Origin of the sequence: uncultured Sphingomonas sp., from assembly GCF_964250165.1 — a bacterium.
In the GTDB taxonomy this organism is placed as follows: domain Bacteria; phylum Pseudomonadota; class Alphaproteobacteria; order Sphingomonadales; family Sphingomonadaceae; genus Sphingomonas.
Window position 1 is genome coordinate 1 of record NZ_CAXUEK010000043.1, and the last position, 23,934, is coordinate 23,934.

Annotated in this window: 17 protein-coding genes and 1 pseudogene; 7 read left to right on the forward strand and 11 right to left on the reverse strand. The window is 73.0% G+C overall.

Translation table 11 applies throughout. The annotated features are described in order from the left end of the window. Together ACFE64_RS09980 and ACFE64_RS09985 are read left to right on the forward strand one after the other, a co-directional pair. Positions 1–245, forward strand: a pseudogene (locus ACFE64_RS09980) (bifunctional methylenetetrahydrofolate dehydrogenase/methenyltetrahydrofolate cyclohydrolase); the annotation flags it as partial. A 3-nt stretch (positions 246–248) separates the two neighbouring features. After that, a complete protein-coding gene (locus tag ACFE64_RS09985) occupies positions 249–875 on the forward strand; it encodes a MarC family protein (RefSeq protein ID WP_375392313.1) in 627 nt (208 codons plus the stop codon). Positions 876–961: 86 nt separating this feature from the next. Here the strand turns inward: ACFE64_RS09985 and ACFE64_RS09990 are convergent, their stop codons facing one another. The 5 genes from ACFE64_RS09990 to ACFE64_RS10010 all read right to left on the reverse strand — a co-directional run bounded on the left by ACFE64_RS09990 (position 962) and on the right by ACFE64_RS10010 (position 6,796). Beyond that, a complete protein-coding gene (locus ACFE64_RS09990) occupies positions 962–2,650 on the reverse strand; it encodes an ATP-binding protein (RefSeq protein ID WP_375392314.1) in 1,689 nt (562 codons plus the stop codon). 71 nt (positions 2,651–2,721) lie between these two features. Continuing rightward, positions 2,722–3,480: a TIGR02186 family protein gene (locus ACFE64_RS09995; protein ID WP_375392315.1), complete on the reverse strand. Its 759-nt coding sequence runs from the start codon at positions 3,478–3,480 to the stop codon at positions 2,722–2,724. Further along, positions 3,477–4,391: a sulfite exporter TauE/SafE family protein gene (locus ACFE64_RS10000; RefSeq protein ID WP_375392316.1), complete on the reverse strand. Its 915-nt coding sequence runs from the start codon at positions 4,389–4,391 to the stop codon at positions 3,477–3,479. Before ACFE64_RS10000 ends, ACFE64_RS09995 begins: the two co-directional genes overlap by 4 nt. A gap of 34 nt (positions 4,392–4,425) precedes the next feature. Next, entirely contained in the window at positions 4,426–5,445 is a 1,020-nt protein-coding gene (locus ACFE64_RS10005; RefSeq protein ID WP_375392317.1) for a hypothetical protein, read from the reverse strand. Between the two features lies 1 nt (position 5,446). Beyond that, entirely contained in the window at positions 5,447–6,796 is a 1,350-nt protein-coding gene (locus ACFE64_RS10010; protein ID WP_375392318.1) for a glycosyl transferase family protein, read from the reverse strand. 121 nt (positions 6,797–6,917) lie between these two features. Here ACFE64_RS10010 and ACFE64_RS10015 point away from each other — a divergent pair, with 121 nt between their 5' ends. Both ACFE64_RS10015 and pbpC read left to right on the forward strand, forming a co-directional pair. After that, the gene (locus tag ACFE64_RS10015; RefSeq protein ID WP_375392319.1) at positions 6,918–12,698 is read left to right on the forward strand and encodes an alpha-2-macroglobulin; all 5,781 of its coding nucleotides are present in this window, start codon (positions 6,918–6,920) and stop codon (positions 12,696–12,698) included. Between the two features lie 112 nt (positions 12,699–12,810). Further along, positions 12,811–14,916, forward strand: a complete 2,106-nt coding sequence (gene pbpC, locus ACFE64_RS10020; RefSeq protein ID WP_375392320.1) for a penicillin-binding protein 1C — start codon at positions 12,811–12,813, stop codon at positions 14,914–14,916. 115 nt (positions 14,917–15,031) lie between these two features. Here the strand turns inward: pbpC and ACFE64_RS10025 are convergent, their stop codons facing one another. Beyond that, the gene (locus ACFE64_RS10025) at positions 15,032–15,514 is read right to left on the reverse strand and encodes an outer membrane protein assembly factor BamE (protein ID WP_375392321.1); all 483 of its coding nucleotides are present in this window, start codon (positions 15,512–15,514) and stop codon (positions 15,032–15,034) included. A 122-nt stretch (positions 15,515–15,636) separates the two neighbouring features. Between ACFE64_RS10025 and ACFE64_RS10030 the strand changes: the two genes are divergently transcribed. Then, a complete protein-coding gene (locus tag ACFE64_RS10030) occupies positions 15,637–16,122 on the forward strand; it encodes a ubiquinol-cytochrome C chaperone family protein (RefSeq protein ID WP_375392322.1) in 486 nt (161 codons plus the stop codon). Further along, positions 16,119–16,637 carry a DUF177 domain-containing protein gene (locus ACFE64_RS10035; protein ID WP_375392323.1) on the forward strand — a complete coding sequence of 173 codons (519 nt, stop codon included), beginning with the start codon at positions 16,119–16,121 and terminating at the stop codon, positions 16,635–16,637. Before ACFE64_RS10030 ends, ACFE64_RS10035 begins: the two co-directional genes overlap by 4 nt. On the opposite strand, the gene ACFE64_RS10040 is transcribed toward ACFE64_RS10035, so the two are convergent. The 5 genes from ACFE64_RS10040 to ACFE64_RS10060 all read right to left on the reverse strand — a co-directional run bounded on the left by ACFE64_RS10040 (position 16,634) and on the right by ACFE64_RS10060 (position 22,271). After that, entirely contained in the window at positions 16,634–17,263 is a 630-nt protein-coding gene (locus tag ACFE64_RS10040) for a hypothetical protein (RefSeq protein WP_375392324.1), read from the reverse strand. The two genes, ACFE64_RS10035 and ACFE64_RS10040, sit on opposite strands and share 4 nt — an antisense overlap. A 58-nt stretch (positions 17,264–17,321) precedes the next feature. After that, positions 17,322–17,861: a histidine phosphatase family protein gene (locus tag ACFE64_RS10045; protein WP_375392325.1), complete on the reverse strand. Its 540-nt coding sequence runs from the start codon at positions 17,859–17,861 to the stop codon at positions 17,322–17,324. A gap of 16 nt (positions 17,862–17,877) precedes the next feature. Continuing rightward, a complete protein-coding gene (locus ACFE64_RS10050) occupies positions 17,878–20,595 on the reverse strand; it encodes an ATP-dependent DNA helicase (protein WP_375392326.1) in 2,718 nt (905 codons plus the stop codon). Between the two features lie 114 nt (positions 20,596–20,709). Beyond that, on the reverse strand, positions 20,710–21,567 hold the full coding sequence (locus ACFE64_RS10055; RefSeq protein WP_375392327.1) for a hypothetical protein: 858 nt from the start codon (positions 21,565–21,567) through the stop codon (positions 20,710–20,712). 74 nt (positions 21,568–21,641) lie between these two features. Continuing rightward, positions 21,642–22,271 carry a Uma2 family endonuclease gene (locus tag ACFE64_RS10060; RefSeq protein WP_375392328.1) on the reverse strand — a complete coding sequence of 210 codons (630 nt, stop codon included), beginning with the start codon at positions 22,269–22,271 and terminating at the stop codon, positions 21,642–21,644. 8 nt (positions 22,272–22,279) lie between these two features. Here ACFE64_RS10060 and ACFE64_RS10065 point away from each other — a divergent pair. Next, positions 22,280–23,934: lysine--tRNA ligase (locus ACFE64_RS10065; RefSeq protein ID WP_375392329.1), on the forward strand; the 1,655-nt coding region annotated here is incomplete at its 3' end.

Sequence of the window (23,934 nt, forward strand, 5' to 3'; positions counted from 1 at the left end):
TCGTCCGCGGCGACTGGATCAAGCCCGGCGCGACCGTGATCGACGTGGGCATCAACCGCATCGACGCGGGCGCCGGCAAGACCAGGCTGGTCGGCGACGTCGCGTTCGAAGAAGCGGTCGGGCCTGCCGGCGCGATCACGCCGGTGCCGGGCGGCGTCGGCCCGATGACGATCGCGGTGCTGATGCGCAACACCCTGATCGCCGCGCATCGCCACGCCGGCCTGCCCTATACCGGCGCGCTCTGAAGCGTGCTCCAGCATTTCCTCTCGGCGTTCGTCACGCTGTTCGTGGTGATCGATCCGCCGGGCTGCGCGCCGATCTTCGCCGGGCTGACCAGCGGCGCGGGCGATGCGCAGCGCCGCGCGATGGCGCTCAAGTCGACGCTGATCGCGGCGCTCATCCTGCTCCTGTTCGCCCTGCTCGGCGAGCCGCTGCTCAAGATGCTGGGGATCAGCCTCGACGCGTTCCGCATCGCCGGCGGCGTGATGCTGGCGCTGATCGCGCTCGAGATGGTGTTCGAGAGGCGAACCGAGCGCCGTGCGGAACGCGTCCACAAGGTGCGCGAGCGGCCCGAGCCGATCCAGGACGTCTCGGTCTTCCCGATGGCGATGCCGATGATCGCCGGTCCGGGCTCGATCGCGTCCGCGATGCTGCTGATGGGCAAGAGCCACGGCACGATCGAGCACGCCATCGTCCTTGCGGCTCTGCTCGCGGTGCTGGCGCTGATGCTGGTCGCGCTGTTCGCCGCCGGCGCGCTGATGCGGCTGGTGGGCGAGAGCGTCGAGGGGGTCATCACCCGCCTGCTCGGCGTCCTGCTGGCAGCACTCGCCGCGCAGTTCATCCTCGACGGGCTGAAGGGGGCGTTCGGACTTTAGGTCCGGGCATGCTTAGGATGAACTCGATCTTGCCGAAGTCGAAGTCCTGCCCTCGACTTCGCTCAGGGCGAACGGAGGTCGGCACGTCACCGCCCCTGGCGGCGCCACCGTCCGATTACGCGGTTGATCGTCTCGGGCTCGCCGCCGGTCTCCCGCCACAACACCGAGAAGAGCGGATCGCCCGAGGCCGGACGCTTGTTCTCCTCGAGCGTGTCGAGCGCGATCCGCATCGGGATCGCGACACCCTCGCCGCAGACCACGCACTCGCGGTTCCTGAGCGCGGGAATCGCATCCATGAAGCCGCGTGCGCCTTCGGGCATCGCGGCGCGGACGTGCGCCTGATCGCGCTCGTTGTTGAGCCGCATCGCGATGATCGTGCCGCACTGCGACAGCACGCCCTCGGCGAGATCGGACGGGCGCTGGGTGATGAGGCCGAGCGAGACGCCGTATTTGCGTCCTTCCTTGGCGACGCGCGACAGGATGCGGCCGACCGAGGAGCCGTCGTCCTCGCGCGGGATGTAGCGGTGCGCCTCCTCGCAGACGAGCAGGATCGGCCGCTGCGCCTCGTTGCGCGACCAGATCGCGTAATCGAACACCATGCGGCTCAGCACCGCGACCACCACTGCGGTGATGTCGGACGGCACGCCCGACACGTCGATGATGGAGATCGGCTTGCCGTCGCCCGGCAGGCGGAACAGGCGCTGGATGAACGCCGCCATCGTGTCCGCGACCAGCATCCCGGAGAACATGAAGCCGTAGCGCGGATCCGACTTGATCTCCTCGATCTTGGTCTTGAGGCGCAGATAGGGCGCGGTATCGCCGGCGCGGTCCATCTTGCCCATTTCGAGCTGGATCAGGTTGGTGAGGTCGCTGAGCAGATAGGGGATCGGTGCATCGACCGTCAGCTTGGCGATCTCCTGCCCCAGCCGGCTCCTGGCGCGCGATGCCAGCAGGCACTTGGCGAGGATGTCGGCGTCGATCTGCCGTTCGGAGCCGGAGGTGGTGAGGAACACCTCGCAATGCTCCTCGAAGTTCATCAACCAATAAGGCATCGCCAGATTGGTGACGTCGTAGAGCGCGCCGTTGGTCCTGAACGCCGCGGCATATTCGCCGTGCGGGTCGATCATCACGATGTGGCCCTGCGGCGCGAGCTCGCAGATGCGGTGGAGGATCAGCGCCGCCGAGGTGGACTTGCCCGTGCCGGTCGAGCCGACCAGCGCGAAATGCTTGCCCAGCATCGCATCGACATAGAGCGCGGCGCGGATGTCGCGGGTCGGGTAGACCGCGCCGATCTGGATGTGCGCGCGATCGTCGGCCGCGTAGACCTGCTTCAGATCGGCGGCGGTGACGGGGAACAGCTCCGCGCCCGGCGAGGGATAGCGCGTGACGCCGCGGCGGAAATTGTAGAGCTTGCCCGTCAGCCGCTCCTCGTCGCCTTCGCCCAGGAAATCGATATCGGCGAGGATGCGCGTGCCGGCCGTGTCGTGCAGCTGCAGCGCCCGGACATTGGCGAGGATCCAGGCCGGTCCGACGCGCATCTTCACCTGGCTGCCGACCTGGCCGGCGTTCGCCGCCACCGGGTCCGCCGCGTCGGCCATCGCCTCCAGCGCCGCGCGGTCGATCAGCACCTGACTGGCCGAGCCGGCGATGGAGAGCACCACGCCGATCGCCCCGGCGGGGCTCGTCGCACTTTGCTGCGGCCGGAGCTGGGGCTGGGTCTGGGGCTGCGGCTGGGGCGCCGGATCGAAGGTGGTGAAGCGCGGCATCTCGGTCATCGGCGGGCCCCCGGCTGGAAGCGCGGGGCTATGCGCGTGGGCTGTAAAGATGCGGTGAACCGCCCGCCGGCTCAGAAGCGTCGCGCCGCCCAGCCGGCGCCCCAGCCCAACGCCACCGACAGCGCGACGGCCGTGAGGCCGTAGGCGATCTCCGCCTGGTCGGCGGCCTGCGCGACGAAGCGCTCGAAGCCTGCCTTCTGGATGTCGACATGGGTCGTCGCCGCCGCCAGCACATGGCCGTCGCGGATCAGGAAGGTCTCGGCGGTGAACCGCCCCACCGGCACGCGCGCGGGGATCGCGACGCGGGCGCGATAGAGCACGCCGCCGATGACCCCGACCGCGCGCGGCGCGGCGTAATAGAGGCCGGCGCGACGCTTCAGGTCGACGAGCCCGCGCTGAAACCGCTCCTGCTCGTCCGCCGGCGCGCTGGAGGCGGGCGAGAGCTGGAGACTGTCCAGCCCCAGCTCGTAGATCGCGCGCGTCCGGTCGTCGACGATGCGGTCGATCGGGCGGGCGGACGCGATCGCGTAGAAGGACGGCGCGGAGCGGTAACGCAGGCGATCGGCGTTGATCCAGATGCCGGCCACCCGCGCCTTCTCGCGCACCAGCACTGATTGCGCAGGGCCTTTCACCACCACGACGATGTCGACCGGGCGCTCGCCCGCCGGCAGCCGCCCGCCGGGATAGAGGATCGCGCCGAACAGCAGCAGCTCCGCGCCGGTGAAGGAATAGACGATCCGCACCGTGCGCTGCGACACGTCGGGGACCAGCACCGGCTTCGCCGCCGCCGTCAGCAGCAGGAGCGCGGTCAGCGCGGCGAGACGCTTCACGACAGCTCGACCGAGTAGAGCTCGGCCGGACGCCCGACCAGCCCGTGCAGGACGCTGAGCGCGACCAGCAGCACCATTACCGCCAGCGCCAGCCGCAGCCGCTCGGGCGGCACGCGCCCGGCGATCCGGACGCCCAGCTGCGCGCCGACCACCGAGCCGACCAACAGCAGCCCGGCAAGGACGATGTCCACCGCCTTGGTGGTGGTCGCGTGGATCATGGTGGCCGCGGCGGTGACAAACAGGATCTGGAACAGGCTCGTCCCCACCACCGCACCGGTCGCCATGCCGAGCAGGTAGATCATCGCCGGCACCAGGATGAAGCCGCCGCCGATCCCGAGCATGACGGTCAGCACGCCGGTCGCGAAGCCGAGCAGCAGCGGCGCCAGCGGCGAGATGTAGAGGCCCGAGCGATAGAAGCGGGTGCGCAACGGCAGCGCCGCGACGAGCGGGTGGTGGCGGCGCTTCGCGGGCCGCACCGCCTCGCCCCGCCGCGCCAGCCCGATCGCCCGGAGCGACTCCTTGGCCATCAGCACGCCGATCGAGCCGAGCAGCAGCACGTAGATCACCGCGATCGTCGTATCGAGCTGCCCCGCGGCCTGCAGCAGGCGGAACAGCTGGGCGCCGGCGAGGCTGCCGAGCACGCCGCCCGCGACCAGCACCAGCCCCATCTTCACGTCGACGCCGCCGCGCCGGAAATGGGTGACGACGCCCGACACGCTGGCCCCCGTGACCTGGCTGGCGGCGGACGCCGCCGCGACGGTGGGCGGGATGCCGTAGACGATCAGCAGCGGCGTGGTGAGGAAGCCGCCGCCGACCCCGAACATGCCCGACAGCAGCCCGACGCCGCCGCCCAGCAGCACGATCACCAGCGCATTGACCGACAGGTTGGCGATGGGGAGATACAGGTCCACGGGCCCGCTCCCTACCCCGCCGGGCGGGACGGGGCTAGAAGCTCGTCCCCAGCGTCAGCGCCGGGCCGGAGCCGGGGCGGGCGCGGCCGGTGGCGCGCAGGCGATAGTCGACGCCCAGGCGCAGGCCCGCGCCGCCCGCCGGGACCGCGAGCGCGAGCGTCGGGCCGACATCGAGCCGCGCCGCGCCGCGCTGGGCTGCGCCCCAGACGCCGGCGCCCGCCTCCAGCCGCACGCCACCACGCGCCGCCAGCGGCCTGACGACCAGCGCCGCGCCGTCGGCGAAGCCGCCGCGCTTGAGCACCGCGCCGCCCTGCGCATAGGCGTCGAGGCGCAACCGGCCGGGCAGACCGGCGGAGACGCCGCCGAACAGCTCGGCTGCGGGCCGTGCGGGGCCGCCGTCCAGCGGCGCGCGACCTTCGACGAGCAGGTGGACGGGCAGGCGGGTCGGCCGCAGGTCGAGGCCCATACCCGCCTCGCTGCCGCGGCCCTGGAACGGCGCGGACAGGCGCGCCGACACGGCGATCCGGTGCTCGCCGTCGAGGGCGTAGGTGACGCGCGCGCCGCCCTGCGACGCACCGAGCTGGCCGAAGGCGAGGCTGTCGCCGCCGCCGCCCGGCCGCGCGACCAGCCACGCATCGACCGTCAGGCGCGAGCGGGCGGCGGCGGCCGGCGCGACCGGCACGGTCTCGAGGCGAACGGCCAAGGCGGCGGATGATTGCGGTGGCGCAGCTATGTCGGGACGGGGGCGAAGCACGGTTCGATCGACCGCGCCGCCGTCGTCTCCGCCGACGCTGGCGGACGCCGCGGAGGTCTCGCCAGTTCCTGGCGATGAGGACGACGCCCGCGCGATGGCCGGCAGGAACGGCCGCGCGGGCGGCAACGCCTGCACGACGCGAGCGACCGGCGGCGCTTTGGTCGTGGCTGGCTCGGCGGCCGCAGACGCGACGTCGACGATCCGCACCGGCGCCGCCGATGGCCACAGCATCGTCACCCGCAGCGCCGTCCACCCCGCGAGCACGCTGCCCAGGAACCAGAGCGGCCGACCGCGCCGCATCTCAGGCGTCGGCCAGATCGGGAAACTGGTGCGCGGTCTTGTGCCACACCGGCGGGTGGCCCCGCAGCAGGCGCAGATAGGCGACGAGCGCACGGGGCGCCGCCATCAGGTCGACGGCGTTGCCGACGAGGAAGCGGACCGGCGACACGATCGCCTCGCGCCAGCCATAGGCCCGGCCGGTGAACAGCGCGCGCATCGCCAGGCGCCAGACGAGCAGCGCCGAGTTGACCAGCAGCATCGTGGCGAGCGTCGCCGACAGCCGCGGCGCGGGCGCGCCGGTCATCCAGTGCCCGATCCCCGCGACGCTCCAGGCAAGCATCGCCCCATAGGCGGCGGCGAGCACCAGCATCGCCAGCGGCGCGCGGCGATCGCGCAGCCGCATCCAGTGATCGCCGAGCGCACGGCCTCGCGCCCAGCCGGTCCGGTCCCAGCCGGCGAGCGCGATGCCGGTCATCCATCGCGCCTTCTGCCGCACCGCCGCGCCAAGCTCGCAGGGGAAGATCGCGCGCACCGCGACCAGCGGGCCGCCGGCCTGCTCGAACACGCGCGCGAAGCAGCCGCGCGCGCCCTGTCCCGCGAGGTGAAGGCCGAGCTCGTAATCTTCGGTGAGGCTGGCGGCATCGAACGGATCGCCGCCGCGCGTCGCCGCCACCCGCGCGAGCAGCCCGGCGTCGACCGCGAAGCCGGTGCCGGCGAGCGGCAGCGCCGCGCCGATCGCGGAGCGTACCACCAGCGAACGGGTGTGGCTCTCCGCGAACTCGTCCGCATAATGCCCGGACAGCAGCGGCGAACCGCGCGCCACGATCGGCAGCACCGGCAGCTGCACCACGTCATGCGCGGCCAGCAGCGCGCCGAACACGACCAGCTCGTCCGGGTGCAGCACGTCCTCCGCGTCGTGGAGCACGATCGCGTCGGGTCGCCAGCCGCCCGCCGCGATGGCGCGCCATAGCGCGTTGAGGTTGTCGGCCTTGGTGGTGGGCCCCGGGCGCGGGCCGATCACCAGCTCGATGCGCGGCTCGCGGACCGCGCGCACCGCGGCGATCGTCGCCGGATCGTTGGGGTAGCAGCCGACGAAGATGCGATAGTCCGCCCCGCGCAGCCGGGCGAGCGCGGCGGCGAGCATCGCGCCGATCACCTCCTCCTCGCCCCACGCGGGAATCAGCAGCGCGAAACGCCGCGGGGCGGCGGACGGCAGGTCGGCAACGGTGAGACGCCGGCGGGGTCCCACGGCGCGCAGGGCGAAGTAGCCGAGGTCGACCAGCAGATCGTCCAGCCCGCCGATCAGCAGCCCGACGCCGGCGAACAACGCCAGCTCGCGCGCGACGACATCCATCCCTTGCAGCAACCCCACGTCGTTCTAGCCCCCCGGCGACGTTTGCGGCGTGTATGGCGGGTGCGACGAAGCGACGCAATAGCGCGCTGGACCGAGCCTGAACCGCTGACTAAGGTCAAGCCGAACGGGGAGGGCGGTCATGCGCGGCGGGTGGCGGTGGGCGGTGCTGGCGCTGGCGATCGCGCCGATCGCGGCGTTCGGCGACGACAGCCCCCGCATCAACTTCGCGCAACCCGGACTCGGCAATGGCGCGATCGAGCGCTTCACCGTCCGCTTCAGCCAGGCGATGGTCCCGCTGGGCGATCCGCGCAGCCCTGCGCCATTGACCACCGGCTGCGCCGGCCAGGGCCGCTGGGTCGATCAGCAGACGTGGGTATTCGAGTTCACCCACCCGCTGGCCGGCGGCGCGCAGTGCAAGTTCGATCAGGTGGCGAAGCTGCGCAGCGTGGGCGGCTATGACCTCGCCGGCGGCGCGAGCTTCACCGTCGACGCCGGCGGTCCGGTCGCGCGCGCGGTGATGCCGGACAATGACGGCGACGCGATCGAGGAGGACCAGACCTTCCTGGTCGCGGCCAACCTCGCGCCCGATCGCGGCTCGGTGGCGGCCAACGCCTATTGCGCGGTCGACGGCATCGGCGAGAAGATTCCCGTCGACGTGCTCGCCGCCGACCTGCCCAGCCGGCTGCTCGCCGGCATGGGGACGAAGAGCTGGCCGGTGCGCTCGTTCCTGGAGAAGGCCGGGCTGCCCTCGGACGTGCCGGCCAGCGCCGCCGACCTCGCCAAGATGACCCAGACGCTCGTCGCGCTGAAATGCCGCCGGCCGCTGCCGCCCGGGCGCGACATGGCGCTGGTGTGGGGCGCGGGCATCGCCGGCGCGGGCGGCAAGACGGCGGGCGCGGACCAGCGCTTCGACTACACCGTCCGCAAGCCCTTCGCGGCGCGCTTCGAGTGCAGCCGCGTCAACCCGCAGGCGGGCTGCAACCCGGTCGAGAAGGCTTATGTGCGCTTCACCGCCGCCGTGCCGATGAGCCAGGCGGCGGCGATCCGCATCGCGCTGCCCGACGGCCGCGCGATCAAGCCGACCTTCTCCAAGGACGAGCAGAAGCAGCCGACGATCAGCGACGTCGGCTTCGCCGCGCCGCTGCCGTTCGCGACCGACGCCAGGCTGGTGCTGCCGGCGGGCGTGAAGGACGAGAGCGGGCGACCGCTGACCAACGCCGAGCGTTTTCCGCTCGGCGTCCGCTTCGATCAGGCGCCGCCGCTGGTGAAGTTCGCCGGTGGCTTCGGCATCCTGGAGGCCAGGGAGGGCGGCGTGCTGCCCGTCACGGTGCGCAACGTCGAGCCGGCGCTGCAGGGCCGCGACCTGCAGGTCGGCGGCCGCGCGCTGCGGGTGAAGGGCGGCGACGGCCAGGTCGCCGAATGGCTGCGCACCGTCGACAAGGCGGACGACGAGACGTTCGAGGACGTCAAGCACGGCGACGAGGTGGTCGGCCACATCAACCACACCGGCGACAGCTCGATCCTGCCCGCCGGCCAGGGCCGGGCGATGCAGGTGCCGCTGCCGGGCAAGGGCCGCGACTTCGAGGTGGTGGGGATCGCCCTCGCCAAGCCCGGCTTCTACGTCGTCGAGCTGGCGAGCCCGGTGCTGGGCCAGGCGCTGCTCGGCCGCCGCGCGCCGCGTTATGTCGCCGCCGCCGCGCTGGTCACCAATCTGGCGGTGCATTTCAAATGGGGGCGCGAGCGGAGCCTCGCCTGGGTGACCGCGCTCGACACCGGCAGGCCGGTGGCCAATGCCGAGGTGCGGATCACCGACAGCTGCGACGGCCACGCCGTCGCCCACGGCGTCACCGACCGTTCGGGCGGCGTGCTCGCGCCCGCGGGGCTGCCCGAGCCTGCGACCTACGGCAATTGCGAGAGCGGCCAATCGCCGCTGATGGTCTCGGCGCGGGTCGGCGACGATTACTCGTTCACGCTGACCAGCTGGGGTCAGGGGATCGCGCCGAGCGATTTCGAGCTGCCCTACGGCTACGAGGCGAAGGGCGACGAGCTGCATACCGTGTTCGACCGCGCGCTGGTGCGGCAGGGCGAGACGGTGCACATGAAGCACCTGCTGCGCCGCCGGGTAGGGGCGGGCTTCGTCATCCCCGCCGGGTTCGCGGGCACGCTCAAGCTGTCGCACCGCGGCTCCGACACCGAGTTCGAGCTGCCGCTGACGGTCGGCGCGAACGGCGCCGGCGAGACGACGTGGAACGTCCCGGCGGGCGCGCCGATGGGCGATTACGACCTGAAGGTGGCGACGACCGACGGGCGCGAGATCGCCAGCGACCAGTCGGTGCGCGTCGACGAATACAAGCTGCCGACCATGCGCGCGACGGTGACCGGGCCGAAGGCGGCAGCGGTGCGGCCGCGGCAGCTGCCGCTCGACCTGTTCGCCGGCTATCTCTCCGGCGGCGGCGCGTCGAACCTTCCGGTCGAGGTGCGCGTCGGCTGGTTCGCGCACGATGCGGCGCCCGACGGCTATGACGGCTACACCTTCGGCGGCGCAGCCGTGCAGGAGGGCGTCAAGGCGCTCAACACCGACAGCGACGACGCGCCGACGCCCCTGCCGCCGACCCAGACGCTGCCCGCGACGCTGGGCGGCGACGGCACGGCGCGGCAGGCGGTCGACGTCCCCGCGCTCGACCGGCTCGCCGACATGCAGGTCGAGATGGACTATCAGGACGCGAACGGCGAGACGCTGACCGCCTCCAGGACGATCCCGATCTATCCCGCCGCGGTGCAGCTGGGGATCAAGACCGACGGCTGGCTGATGAAGCAGGACGATCTGCGTCTGCGGCTCGTCGCGCTCGACGTCGACGGCAAGCCGATCAAGGGCCAGCGCGTCGCGATCGCGCTGTACAGCCGCCAGATCCTGACGGCACGGCGGCGGCTGATCGGCGGCTTCTACGCCTACGACAACCAGATGAAGACCACGCAGCTGTCCGCGTCGTGCAGCGCGACCACCGACGCGCAGGGGCTGGCCTTGTGCAAGGTCGATCCGGGTACATCGGGCGAAATCTATGCCGTCGCGACCACCACCGATCGCGACGGCAATGTCGCGCGCGCGGTGCGATCGGTGTGGCTGGCGGGCGACGAGGACTGGTGGTTCGGCGGCGACAATGGCGACCGCATGGACGTCGTCGCCGAGCAGCAGAGCTACCGGGCGGGCGAGACCGCGCGCTTCCAGGTGCGCATGCCGTTCCGCCACGCCACCGCGCTGGTGACGGTGGAGCGCGAGGGCGTGCTCAAGAGCTTCGTGACCGAGCTCGACGGCACCGACCCGGTGGTCAGCGTGCCGATGCCCGGCAGCTACGCGCCCGACGTGTTCGTCTCCGTGCTGGCGGTGCGCGGGCGGATCGCGCCCGGCTGGAGCGACTGGTTCCACCGGCTGGGCGAGAAGATCGGGCTGCTCGGCCAGCGCGAGCCCGCGCCCGAACCGACCGCGCTCGTCGATCTCGCCAAGCCCGCCTATCGCCTGGGCATCGCCAAGGTGAAGGTGGGCTGGGAGGCGCACCGGCTGCAGGTAACAGTGAAGGCCGATGCGAGCCGCTATGGCCCGCGCGAGACGGCGGCGGTCGCGATCCAGGTCCGCGCGCCGGACGGCACGCCGGCGCGCTCCGCCGACGTCGCGTTCGCGGCGGTCGACGAGGCGTTGCTCCAGCTCGCGCCCAACGACAGCTGGGATGTGCTGACGGGCATGATGGGCGAACGGCCGCTCTCCGTCCTCACCTCCACCGCGCAGACGCAGGTGGTCGGCAAGCGCCATTACGGCAAGAAGGCGGTCGAGATGGGCGGCGACGGTGGCGCGGGCGGCCAGGCGGCGCTGAACCGCGAGAACTTCCAGCCGGTGCTGCTGTGGCGCGGCCATGTCGCGCTCGACGGGCAGGGCCGCGCGCGACTGCCCGTGCCGCTGTCGGACGCGCTGTCCTCGTTCAAGCTGGTCGCGATCGCGACCGACGGCGCGGACCGGTTCGGCACCGGCGAGGCCGCCATCCGCACCGCGCAGGACCTGCAGCTGTTCGCCGGGCTGCCGGCGCTGGTGCGCCAGGGCGACCGGTATCAGGCGGGCTTCACGCTGCGCAACGGCTCGTCGCGGCCGATGACCGTCACCGCGACGGCGGCGGTGTTCCCGCGCGTCGCCACCGGCCGGCCGCTCACCGTCACCATCCCGGCGGGCGGCGCGACGCCGATCGCCTGGAACCTGACCGCGCCCGACGGTCAATCGACCCTGCGCTGGCAGGTCTCCGCGCGCGCCGCCGACGGCAAGGCCGCGGACCGGCTGAGCGTGACGCAGGATGTCGTGCCCGCCGTGCCGGTGGAGGTGTGGGCGGCGACGCTGGCGCGCGTGAACGGAACCTCGATCCCGATCGCGCCGCCGCTGGGGGCGATCCCGGGCCGCGGCGCGGTCGACGTGCAGCTGGCGGACACGCTCGCGCCGCCGCTGACGGGGGTGCGCGCGTTCATGTCCGCTTACCCCTACACCTGTTTCGAGCAGCAGCTGTCGCGCATCGTCGCGCTTGGCGACACAGCCGGCTGGACCGCGCTGGCGGGCGCGATTCCGACCTATCAGGCGTCCGACGGGCTGCTCCGCTACTGGCCGAGCGGCACGCTCGACGGGTCGGAGGCGCTGACCAGCTATGTGCTGGCGATGGCCAGCGAGGCCGGGCTCGCCATCCCCGACGCGCCGCGCACGCGGATGATCGAGGGGCTGAAGGCGGTGCTCGACGGCCGGGTCCGGCACGAGACCTATGGCGATATCCGCGTCCGCCGGCTCGCCGCCTTCACCGCGCTCGCCCGCGCCGGCGCGGCGACCCCGGCGATGCTGGGCCAGATCGGGCTGAGCGTGCGCGAGATGCCGACCGCGTTCCTGGCCGACTATCTCCAGGCGCTCGATCACCTGCCGCTCGCCAACGGCCCCGCGCTGAAGGGCGCGGCCGCAAACGAGCTCCGGTCGCGGCTGGTGTTCGAAGGCACGCGGCTCGATCTGTCGGACAGCCAGAACCAGCTCTGGTGGATGATGTCGTCGAGCGACGAGGCGGCGGCCAGGGCGCTGCTCGCGGTGCTCGGCCGGCCGGGCTGGCAGGACGATGCCGGGCGGATGATGCTGGGCGTCGCCATGCGCCAGCTGCACGGGCGCTGGGACACGACGACGGCGAACGCCTGGGGCACGCTGGCGGTGGGCAAGTTCGCGCGGCTGTATCCCGCGACGGCGGTGGCCGGCACGACGACGCTGGCGCTGGGCGGGCAGAGCCGGGCCAAGGCGTGGCCGCTCGCGACGGCGGCGCGGCTCGCCTCCTTCGCGCTGCCGGCGCGGCCGACGCCGCTGCTGCTCGGCCAGGCCGGCGGCGACGGGCCGTGGGCGACGGTGTCGGTGCGCGCCGCCGTGCCGCTCCGGCAGCCGCTGTTCGCCGGCTACAAGCTGGCGCGTCAGGTAACGGTGGTGCAGGCCAAGCATCCCGGCCGGCTGACGCGCGGCGACGTGCTGCGGGTCACGCTGACGGTCGACGCATCGGCCGAGCGCAATTGGGTGGTGGTGAGCGATCCGGTGCCCGCGGGTGCGACGATCGTCGGCGATCTCGGCGGCCAGTCCAAGCTGCTGCGGGCTGGCGAGACTTCGGGCGGGACCAGCTTCGGCGCGCTGATCGGCGGCAAGCCCTATGCGGTCGATGTCGGCGCGCAGCCCGCCTATGTCGAGCGCGCGCGCGACGCCTGGCGGGGCTATTACAGCTGGGTGCCCGCCGGACGGTTCGTCACCTCCTACACCTTGCGGCTGAACGGCGCGGGGCGATTCCAGCTGCCGCCGAGCCGGGTGGAGGCGATGTACTCGCCCGCGATCCGCGCGCAGGTGCCCAACGCGGTGGTGGAGGTGGGCGAGCGGTGAGTACCTCTTCCGTCACCCCGGCCGCAGCGCCGGGGTCCAACCTCATGCCGCGCTGGTCGGCCACATGGCTGATCCGCCGTTGGATGCCGGCTCAGAGGCCGGCATGACGAGGATGGCGCGACGTCATGGCCGTTGGGCGATCGCTGCTGCCCTGCTCCTCCTCGTCGCGCTCGACCTCCTCACCGCGCCGCCGCCGATACCGCCCTTCGCGCTGGTGCGCGCCGCCTGGCGGCCGTCCGAGGCATGGCTGTACGATCGCAATGGCGCGCTGCTCGACTCCTCGCGCGTCGACTTCGCGCGGCGGCGGCTGGCGTGGACGCCGCTCGCCGCGGTGTCCCCGGTGGCGCGCGACACGGTGGTCGCGGCGGAGGACCGTCGTTTCTGGCGGCACGGCGGCGTCGACTGGCTGGCGTTCGCCGGCGCGGCGCGGGACCGGCTCGCCGGACGGCCGACGCGCGGGGCGAGCACGCTCGCGATGCAGGTGGCGGGGTTCCTCGATCCCGAGCTGGCGCGGCCGGGCGCGCGCGGCTGGCGCGACAAGCTGCGGCAGATGCGCGCGGCGCAGGACATCGCGGCGGGCTGGTCGAAGCCGCAGATCCTGGAGGCCTATCTCAACCTCGCCGGCTTCCGCGGCGAGGCGCAGGGGATCGGCGCGGCGGCGCTGGGGCTGTTCGGCAAGACCCCCGACGGGCTCGCGCGCGACGACGCGCTGCTGCTCGCCGCGCTGCTGCCCGACCCCCGCGCCGATGCGGCCGGCGTGGCGCGGCGCGCCTGCGCGCTCGACCATGGCGGCTGCGCGCGGTTCGCGGCCGAGGCCGCTGGCGCGCTCGGCCCGGCGCGCTCGCTCCAGCTCGATCCCGGCCTCGCGCCGCATCTGTCCGACCGGCTGCTGACCAGGGCCGGGCTGCGCGTGCGCACGACGCTGGACATCGGCGTGCAGCGGCTGGCGATCATGGCGCTCCGGCGGCAGCTGGAGGGGCTGGGCGCGACGCGCGCGCGCGACGGCGCGGCCGTGGTGGTCGACAATGCGTCGGGCGACGTGCTCGCCTATGTCGGCGGGATCGGTGGCGCCTCCACCGCGGCGGCGGTGGACGGCGCGAACAGCTATCGCCAGGCCGGATCGACGCTGAAGCCCTTCCTCTACGCGCAGGCGATCGAGCGCGGCTATCTGACGCCGGCCTCGATCCTCGACGACTCGCCCGTCCAGCTCGACACCGCGTCGGGGCTCTACGTGCCGCAGAATTACGATCGCGGGTTCAAGGGCCCGGTGTCGGCGCGCACCGCGCTGGCGGGATCGCTCAACGTGCCGGCGATCAGGACGCTGCTGCTGGTCGGCGTCGATCCGTTCCGCGACCGGCTGTGGGACCTGGGCTATCGCGGGCTGGTCGAGGACGGCGCCTATTATGGCTACAGCCTGGCGCTCGGCTCGGCGGAGGTGACGCTGCTGGAGCAGGTCGCCGCCTATCGCGCGCTGGCGATCGGCGGGCGCTGGTCGCCGCTGCGGCTCACCGCGGATGCGCCGCGCCCGGCGCCGCGCGCGGTCACCACCCCCGCCGCCGCCTGGATCGTCAGCGACATCCTCGCCGATCCCAATGCCCGCGCGGCGACGTTCGGGCTCGATTCGGCGTTGCGCCTGCCCTTCTGGGCCGCGGCCAAGACCGGCACGTCCAAGGCGATGCGCGACAACTGGTGCATCGGCTTCACGCGGCGGTTCACCGTCGGCGTGTGGGTGGGCAACGCCGAGGGCGATCCGATGCGCGCCGTATCGGGCACGAGCGGCGCGGCGCCGGTGTGGCGCGATCTGGTGACCGCGCTGGAGGCGGGCGCGCCGACGTCAGCACCACCCGCCCCGGCCGACGTCGAAGCGCGGCGCATCCGTTTCGCCGACGCGATCGAGCAGCCGCGGCAGGAGTGGTTCGTGAGGGGCACCGGCCAGGCGCTGATCGCCGCCGCGCCGGACGCGGCGCGCCGGCCCCGCTTCATCAATCCGGTCGCGGGCAGCGTCTATGCGCTCGACCCCGACATCCCGCACGACCGCCAGCGGCTGACCGTCGCCGTCACCGGCGCGGCGGCGGCCGAGCGCATGCAGCTGGACGGCGCGGACCTCGGCCCGGCCGCCACCCTGCCGCTGGCGCTGCCCGCGCCGGGCGCGCACCGGCTGCGGCTGGTCGACCTCGCCGGCCGGGTGACGGATCAGGTGCTGTTTACGGTCCGCTGAAGGCCGCACGCGCGCGGCCCTGCTGCGCGGAAGGCGGGCAAAGCCAGCCGAGCTTGGCAACGCCGGGTTTCGACGTCACGGGATCTGCTCCCTGACGGCCGTCCGATCGAAAGGATCAGGGCCGGTCGCCGCCCCCACCGCCGCCGCCGCCACCACCGCCCGCCCCGGGCGCGCCGACCGCGCCGATGTTGCCGAACAGGTCCTGGAAGAAGCCGCGCTTCTTGCCGAGCGTCGGCGTGGTCTTGCCGTACATGTCGATCGACGCGACCTGGTCCAGCCCGCCGCGCCGGATCGCGCTGACCGTGCCGTTCGCGTCGAAGCTGATCTGCAGCGTCAGCTGGGTCGACGCCTTGGGGCTGCGGAACGCGAGATTGTGCGTGTCGCGCGCGACGTAATACCAGTCGCGATCGGTGAACTGGCCGTTGATCGATGGCTTGCCCAGCGTCGCGAGCACCGAATCGCGGTTGTCCACACCCGGCTGGACCGAGTTCACCAGATCGACATCGACGATATAGCCCTGGTGCTGGCGCAGCGGCACGCAGGCCCCGCTGGCGAGCAAGAGGCCGGCGAGCGCCAGGCAGGGGGGCAGCGACTTCATCAGCGTTACGCTCCGGAGACGGGGAACTGGGCCGTCGGATTGCAATGACGGCCGGCCGCTTCGATATGCGCTGCCGTGCGGCGAGGCAAGGAAGAGCGCGGTTGGGCTGGTTCAAGCGTCTGATGGGTGAACGCAGCGAGGAGACGCGCGCGCTCTACGACGCCGTGGTGGCGCGGGCGCGGGCGCCGCACTGGTATCTGGACGGCGCGGTGCCCGATACGGTGGACGGCCGCTTCGACATGATCGCGGCAGTGCTCTCGACCGTCATGCTGCGGCTGGAGGAGGAGCCTGCCGGCGCCGGGCCCGCCGCGCGGCTCGCCGAGCGGTTCGTCGAGGACATGGACGGCCAGCTGCGCGAGAGTGGCATCGGCGATATCGTCGTCGGCAAGCATATCGGCCGGATGATGGCGATGCTGGGCGGCCGGCTCGGCGCGTATCGCGAGGGCTGGGCGGCGGGCGATCTCGCCCCGGCGCTGGTCCGCAACCTGTATCGCGGCCACGCCCCCGCGCCGGCCGCGCTGGCGCATGTCGCGCGCGCGCTGGGCGACCTGCGCGATCAGCTGCGTAACGTGCCGCTGCCCGCGCTGGCGGCGGGCGGGTTGCCATGACGCCGGAGTTCAGCCGCCCCGAGCGCGTCGACACGATCGGCGAGCGCGAGCGGATGGTGGCGATCGCCGCCGATGCGGGCGAACGGGCGGCGCTGGCCCGGCGCTTCGGCCTTGTCGCGGTCGAGCGGCTGGAGGCGGCGCTGACGTTGCGGCGGGACGAGGCGGGGGTGCTGGTCGCGGGCCGCGTGACCGGCGCGGTGGTGCAGGCCTGCGCCGTCACCGACGAACCGCTGCCCGCGACCATCGACGAGCCGGTGGCGCTGCGGTTCGTCGCCGATCCCGGTGCCGACGCGGTGGATGCGGAGCTCCCGCCCGAGGCGCTCGACCTGCTCCCGATCGAGGACGGGGCGATCGATCTGGGCGAGGCGGCGGCGGAGACGCTGGCGCTGGCGCTCGATCCCTTCCCCCGCGCGCCCGGCGCCGACGCGGTGCTCGCCGCGGCCGGGGTGCTCGGCGAGGAGGAGGCCGGCCCGTTCGGCGCGCTGGCGGCGCTCCGGGACCGGCTGAAGCGCTAGTCGCCGCCGCGCGCGAGGTGCGCCTGGCGCGCGCGGAACCCGGTCTGGGCGAGGTGCGCCAGCTCCCTGCGCCGCGCCTCCGCCTGGGCGGCGATCGTCTCCACGCTGGTCAGCGTCTGGGCGACCAGCGTCCGCTGCTCGTCGCGCGTGGCGGTGCGGCAGTGGCGGACGCAATCGTCGACCAGCGCGGGCAGGTGCCGCCGCAGCCGGATCGGCAGCTGCGCGCCGGGATCCTCCTCCGTCTCGGCGAGCAGCAGGTAGCGCTCGCACGCCTCGTGCGCAGCGTCGAGGCGGCGGCGTGTGCCCCAGTCCGCGAGGCGGCGCAGCTGCGGCCATTCCGGCGTCGGCGTGGTCGGCGGACCTGCGATGGCGCTCGGCCGAAAGGAGCCCAGCCGTGTCCGGCCGATCGCGGCGCGCCGCTCGGGCCGGCGGGCGAGCAGTGCCAGCACCGCCACGAACACCGCCAAGGGAACCCAGCCCTGGCCGGTCAGCGGCAGCACCGCGGCGGCGAACAGTGCCGCCGCCAGCGCGACGCCGATCCGGAACGTCCAGCGGATCACCGGCCCGACCAGCCGGACGGTCGCGACGAACAGCAGCAGGAGCGGCAGGAGGAGCAGCAACGGCACGGGCTCCATGTGGCCCCGCCGCGGTTACGCGCAAGTCGGCCGCCGTGGGTCGCTCCGCTCAGGCGAGATCGGGCCCGAGGCTCGGGTCGAGATCGCGGGGGCGGACGAAGCGGCGGAGCGCCGCGCCGCCCTCGGCCGCGTCGGCCCAGCGCTCGACCGGCAGCTGCAGCTCGGCGACGCTGGCGGTCGGGTATTTCTCCTCCACCTCGCCGCGCAGCCCTTCCTCGGCGTCCGGCACGAGCAGCATGACGAGGTCTTCCAGCCCCGGATTGTGCCCGACCAGCAGCACCGCTTCATGGACGTCCGGCAGCTCGCGCACGACCTCCAGCAAGGTTGCCGCGGAGGCGAGATAGATGCGCTTGTCCCATGCCGGGGCGAGACCGCCGCCATAGCCCTGGCGCACCTCGGCCAGCGTCTGCTCGACGCGCACGGCGGGCGAGGCGACGACGTGATCGAAGCGCAGCCCCTCGCGGCGCAGGTGCCGGCCGACGACCTGCGCGGCGCGGCGGCCCTTGCCGTTCAGCGGCCGATCGAAATCGCGCGCGACGGGATCGTCCCAGCCTGACTTGGCGTGGCGCAGCAGCGTCAGCGTCTTCACGTCGGCCTCTCCCGGCTCAGCCGGGCACCTCTTGGCCCAGAAGCGCGGGCGAAGATAGCCGCGATGCGACGCGTGCCACCGCCTCATCGAGCGACAGCCGCGTCACCGGTACGCCGGGCGGGAAGGCGGCGAGCAGTCGCGTCGGCATCGCCGCCGACAGCAGCACGAACGCGCCGCGATCCGACGCGCGGCGGATCAGCCGCCCGAACGCCTGCGCCAGCCGCGCGCGCACCAGCCGGTCCTCATACTCCGCGCCGCCCGCGGCGAGCCGGCGCGCGGCGTGGAGCACGGTCGGCTTCGACCAGGGCACGCCTTCCATGACCACCAGCCGGAGCGAATCGCCGGGCACGTCGACGCCGTCGCGCAGCGCATCGGTGCCGAGCAGCGAGGAATGCGGGTCATCGCGGAAGATGTCGACCAGCGTGCCGGTGTCGATCGGATCGACATGCTGCGCGTGCAGCGGCAGCCCGTCGCGCGCCAGCCGATCGGCGATCCGGGCGTGCACCGCCCGCAGGCGCCGGATCGCGGTGAACAGACCCAGCGCGCCGCCGCCCGCCGCCGCGATCAGCCGGGCATAGGCGTTGGCGAGCGCGGCCAGGTCGCCGCGTTTCACGTCCGTGACGATCAGCACCTCGGCCTGGGCGCCATAGTCGAACGGGCTCGGCGCCGCGAAATGCGTGGCGGGCCGGGCGAGGTGCGGCACGCCGGCGCGCGCGTCCGCCACCTCCCAGCCGCCGCCCGCGGTCAGCGTCGCGGAGGTGACGAGCGCGCCGTGCGCGGGCTTCAGCACCGTTTCGGCGAACGGCCGGGTCGGATCGAGCCAGCGGCGGTGCAGGCCGATATCCCATTCGCGCCCCTCCGCGCGATCGACCGCCAGCCAGTCGACGAAGTCCGGGTCCGCCGGGCCGCCGATCCGCGCCAGCAGCGCCAGCCACGCCGCGACCGTCTCCGCGCGCCAGCCGATCGAGGCGACCGCGCCCTCTATCCGCGCGCGGGCGGGCGCGTCCATCCAGTCGGGCGCCTCCGCCAGCACCGCCTCCAGCCGGCGGGCGAGCGCCATCAGCGGCCGCACCAGTTGGTCGAGCGCGTGGGCCGCCGGCCCCGCCGCCTCGATCAGCGCCGGCGTCGGCTCGGCGAACTCGGTCTCCAGCCCATAGCCGGCATCCCCCCCTGCTTCGGGCGCCTGTTCGGCGCGAGCGTAGGCGAGGCCGCGCACTGCGCCGAGCAGCGCCTCGATCGGGCCGAACGGCTGGCCCTCCGCCAGCCGCCCCAGCCAGCCGTCCGCCGGCAGCGCCCGCGCCGCCTCGGCCACCGCGGCGATCGCGGCGCCGCCCGCCTCGTCATAGCTGCCGACATCGAGCAGCCGCGCCGCCAGCCCGCGGCGCCGCCCGCGTCCGCTGCCTTCCGGCCCCACGATCCAGCGGCGGAGCTCGATCGTCTCCGCCCCCGTCAGCGCGATGCCGAACATCGCGTCGGCCGCGTCGTGGAGGTGGTGGCCCTCGTCGAACACATAGCGGGTCGGCCGCGTCGCCAGCTCGCGCCCGCGCGCGGCGTTGACCATCACCAGCGCGTGGTTGGCGATGACGATGTCCGCCTGAGCGGAGGCGCGCGCGGCGCGCTCGATGAAGCACTTCCGGTAATGCGGGCACCTGGCATAGACGCACTCGCCGCGCCGATCGGTCAGCGCGACCGCGCCGTTGCGGCGGAACAGCGCGGTGAGCCAGCCGGGCAGGTCGCCGCCGACCATGTCGCCGTCCGCGGAATAGGCCGCCCAGCGCGCCACCAGCTGCGCCAGCACCGCCGCGCGACCCGCGAAGCCGCCCTGCAGCGCGTCTTCCAGATTGAGCAGGCAGAGATAGTTCTCGCGCCCCTTGCGGGTGACGACGCGGGCGCGACGCTCGTCGGGATCGGGGAAGAGGCGCGCGGTCTCGTGCGCCAGCTGCCGCTGGAGCGCCTTGGTGAAGGTGGACACCCACACCGCGCCGCCCGCCTGCGCCGCCCAGAGCTGCGCGGGGGCGAGATAGCCCAGCGTCTTGCCGATCCCCGTCCCCGCCTCCGCCAGCACCAGATTGGGCGAATCGCGGACGGCGCGCGGGCCGAAGGCGGCCGACGCGGCGGCGGCATAGGCGCGCTGGCCGGGCCGCTCCTCCGCCGCGCCGCCGACCAGCTCGGCCAGCCGCGCCTCCGGCGCGCCGGGGGCGAGCGTGACGGTGCGGGGGCTCGGCCGGGGCGGCGCCTCCTCCCATTCGGGCAGGCGCGAGAACAGCCAGCGTTCGCCCCCATCCCGTCTGGCGTCGGGCTTGACCAGCCGCTCCGTCACGGCGCCGGCCCAGGGCCAGCGCAACCGGGCGAGCGACTGCGCCGCCAGCCAGGCGCCCTCGCGCTCGGGCCAGTCGCCCTCGGCGGTGGCGAGCAGCGCCGCGGCGGCTTCGAGCAGGAAGGCGGCGACATCCTCGTCGCGCTCGGGGGCCGACAGATCGACCGCGCGCGCCAGCCCGGCGGGCGTCGGCACCGCGAACCGCGCCGGGTGGACGAACGCGAAGAGCTCCAGCAGGTCCAGCCCCGACAGCTCGGCATAGCCCAGCCGCTGCCCGACCAGCGGCGCGTTGAGCAGGAGGACCGGCGTTTCCGCCGCCACCCGGATCGCCTCGCCGCGCCCCACCGCGCGCGTCGCCGTTGCGGTCGCGAGCCAGACGCCGCCATGGCTGGCGTGAAGGGCGGGCCAGGGCAACATGGACCGCCCTTACGCCGGAACGAAAGGGCAACGCCAGCCACGGGCGGCGCGCGATCTTCAAAATATCTTCAGGGTCGAACCGCTGCGGCGGCGTCTCCAATCTTCACCATGTCCTCAGGCGCAATCATTCCCATCGTCCCAGTCGTCCCCATGACCGGGGCGGCCTTCCTGCTCGTTCAGCTCATCCCGCCGTTCCTCACAGCGCGCGCGGCGGGCGCGGTTGCGCCGAGCGCGGTCATGCACCCGCGGGTGCTGGTCCGGGATGCGATGTGGCCGCCAGGGTTCGCGCTCGTCAGGCGGGTCGGCAGCCAGCGCCTTCGCGTCGTCGCGTGCATCCTCGACCTGCCATTGCAGCGTCTGCGGCGGCATCAGGAGGTGCGGCTGCTCCGGCGTGACGGGCGCGAGCGAGGCGACGATCGGCGGCACGGCCGCGGCCGCCGGCGGCCGCGTTTCGTCGCGGGGCGAGCGCCCATCCTGGTGCGCGTGGCGGAAGCGATCGGGGTGGTAGGCGCGCAGGAGGAACATCGCCATGCGCGTGTTGTAGCGGCGCCTGACGCCCGTGCGAACGCCGTCCTGGTCGAAGATCGGCACCTCCTCGCCGTCGATCGCCTGCTCGAAGGCGATGTCGAGCAGCCGGTCGGCGGCGCGCGTCAGCACCGCCGCCCAAGCGGCGGCGAAGCGCTCGCCGCCCGGCCGGTTGCGCAGGTCGTAGGCGGAGCGGACCGACAGGCCCACTTCCTCGCAGGCGCGCTCGACGACGCCGGTGCGCGCCAGCGCCTCGATGAAGCGCTGCTGCGCCTCCGGCGTCCAGCCGTCCTTGCGCGGCCGGCGCGGGACGGGCCGCCATTCGAACTCCGACGGATCGAAGCCGTTGGCGTCGAGCGGCGCGGACGCGGGAACGCCGGCCTGGGTTGCGGGATCGCCGCCGTCCGATGGGACGGGAGCGGAGTTGCGGTGCGATTCGTCTGGCATCCGGCAGGGTAGGACAGACTTGGCGCGTGTAGGACAGCATAGATAACCGGATCGGTTCGTTTACCCGTCGCCGGCTACAGCATGCCGGCTCCGTCGATCGTCAACTCCGGCATCGTGAGGCTGCGCAGCTCGCCCGCGAGCGGAATCGGCGGCTCCGCGCGGTAAACCCCTTCCTGCGGCTCCCAGAAGCGGTGAACCACGGCCGTATTCACGTCGACCACCCAATATTCCGGCACCTTGCCGATCGCGTAAAGATCGCGCTTCTCGCCCAGGTCATGCCTGATGCTCGTATCGGCGACCTCGATCACCAGCGCGACCTGATCGACCCGAATATAGTCGCGCACCGGCGTCACCGCGCCGACGAGAATGTCGGGATCGGGAAGGTCATTCGCGGAAAGGGCCAGCGACCCTTCGATCACCGTTTCCAGATCGGAACCCATCGCTTCCAGAGCGGACTGGAGCCGACGGCCGAGCCGGTTCTTGACGAGCCCGTGCGCCTGGAATCGCGCGTTCACGACGACCACTCTCCCCCCGATCAGCTCGACGCGCAGCCCTTGGAAGGCTCCGGCGCGATCGAGCAGCTCATAATCCTCGATGCGCAGCTTGAAGGGCCGCGGCTCATCGTTCGCGATCGGCTCGCTGGGCGCCATCACATTCATCGGCATTTTCATAGCATTTGCGCGCGCCGCGCCAAAGCGCCACATGCGCGGGCATGACCGATCTGCGTGAGGCGGCGCTTGCCTCCAAGGCATGGCCCTATGAGGAGGCGCGCAAGCTGCTGGCGCGCTGGCCGGACGGCAAGCCGGCCAGGGACGGGGAACCCGCGCCGGTCGTGTTCGAGACCGGCTACGGTCCCTCCGGCCTGCCGCATATCGGCACCTTCAACGAGGTGCTGCGCACCACGATGGTGCGGCGCGCCTTCGCGACGCTGTCGGACGCGCCGACGCGGCTGATCGCGTTCAGCGACGACATGGACGGGCTGCGCAAGGTGCCCGACAACGTGCCGAACGCGGCGATGCTGGCGACGCATCTCGGCCGGCCGCTGAGCCGCATCCCCGACCCGTTCGGCACGCATGAGAGCTTCGCCGCGCACAACAACGCGCGGCTGCGCGAGTTTCTGGATCGCTACGGCTTCGATTACGAGTTCGCGTCGGCGACCGAGCACTACATGTCGGGCCGGTTCGATGACGCGCTGCGCAACGTGCTGCGGCGCTTCGACGCGATCATGGCGATCATGCTGCCGACGCTGCGCGCGGAGCGGCGGGCGACCTATTCGCCGATCCTGCCGGTCTCGCCGATCACCGGCGTGGTGCTGCAGGTGCCGGTCGAGGTGGTCGACGCCGAGACCGGCATGATCGCGTTCGACGACGACGGCGGGCGCATCGAGCAGTCGGCGCTGGGCGGGCAGGCCAAGCTGCAATGGAAGGTCGACTGGGCGATGCGCTGGGTGGCGCTGGGCGTCGATTACGAGATGTACGGCAAGGACCTGATCGATTCGGGCGTCCAGTCCGGCCGCATCGCCCGCGTGCTCGGCGGCCGCGCGCCGGCCGGCTTCGTGTACGAGATGTTCCTGGACGAGCGCAACGAGAAGATCTCGAAGTCCAAGGGCAATGGCCTCGGCGTCGAGCAGTGGCTGACCTACGGCCCAGAAGAGAGCCTGGCCTATTACATCTATCGCGAGCCCAAGCGCGCCAAGTCGCTGCATCCGGGCGTGATCCCGCGCGCGATCGAGGATTACTGGCAGTCGCGCGCGGCCTGGTTCGAGCAGGATGTCAAGGAGCGGCTCGGCAACCCCGTCCACCACATCCATGACGGGCAGGTGCCGCCGGACGGGCTGCCGGTCAGCTTCGGGCTGCTGCTCAACCTGGTCGGCGTGCTCGGCGAAGGCGTCACGCGCGAGCAGGTCTGGGGCTATCTGCGGCGCTATCTGGCGGACGCCAGCCCGGCCGATCATCCCGAGCTCGACCGGCTGATCGGCTACGCGCTGGCCTATCATCGCGACCAGATCGCGCCGACGCTCCGGCGCCGCGCGCCCGAGCCGCGCGAGGCCGACGCGCTCCGGCGGCTGGACGAGGGGCTCGGCGCGCTTCCCGCCGGGACGGGGGCGGAGGACATCCAGACGCTGGTCTACGAGACAGGCAAGGCGGCGTTCGGCAAGGAAAATCTGCGCGACTGGTTCCGCGCCCTCTACGAGACGCTGCTCGGCGCCAGCCAGGGGCCGCGGATGGGCAGCTTCATCGCGCTCTACGGCGTCGAGAACAGCCGCCGGCTGATCGCCGAGGCGCTGGCCCGGTCATCCGAACAGCCCCTGGCCGAACAGCCCCTGGCCGAACAGCCCCTGGCCGAACAGCCCCTGGCCGAACAGCC

Excerpts from the sequence above, each read along its gene's own strand:
- ACFE64_RS09990 (WP_375392314.1), bottom strand. The coding sequence starts at position 2,650 with ATGACCGAGATGCCGCGCTTCACCACCTTCGATCCGGCGCCCCAGCCG.
- ACFE64_RS10005 (WP_375392317.1), bottom strand. The coding sequence starts at position 5,445 with ATGCGGCGCGGTCGGCCGCTCTGGTTCCTGGGCAGCGTGCTCGCGGGG.
- ACFE64_RS10015 (WP_375392319.1), top strand. The coding sequence starts at position 6,918 with ATGCGCGGCGGGTGGCGGTGGGCGGTGCTGGCGCTGGCGATCGCGCCG.
- pbpC (WP_375392320.1), top strand. The coding sequence starts at position 12,811 with ATGGCGCGACGTCATGGCCGTTGGGCGATCGCTGCTGCCCTGCTCCTC.
- ACFE64_RS10025 (WP_375392321.1), bottom strand. The coding sequence starts at position 15,514 with ATGAAGTCGCTGCCCCCCTGCCTGGCGCTCGCCGGCCTCTTGCTCGCC.
- ACFE64_RS10030 (WP_375392322.1), top strand. The coding sequence starts at position 15,637 with ATGGGTGAACGCAGCGAGGAGACGCGCGCGCTCTACGACGCCGTGGTG.
- ACFE64_RS10035 (WP_375392323.1), top strand. The coding sequence starts at position 16,119 with ATGACGCCGGAGTTCAGCCGCCCCGAGCGCGTCGACACGATCGGCGAG.
- ACFE64_RS10050 (WP_375392326.1), bottom strand. The coding sequence starts at position 20,595 with ATGTTGCCCTGGCCCGCCCTTCACGCCAGCCATGGCGGCGTCTGGCTC.
- ACFE64_RS10055 (WP_375392327.1), bottom strand. The coding sequence starts at position 21,567 with ATGCCAGACGAATCGCACCGCAACTCCGCTCCCGTCCCATCGGACGGC.
- ACFE64_RS10060 (WP_375392328.1), bottom strand. The coding sequence starts at position 22,271 with ATGTGGCGCTTTGGCGCGGCGCGCGCAAATGCTATGAAAATGCCGATG.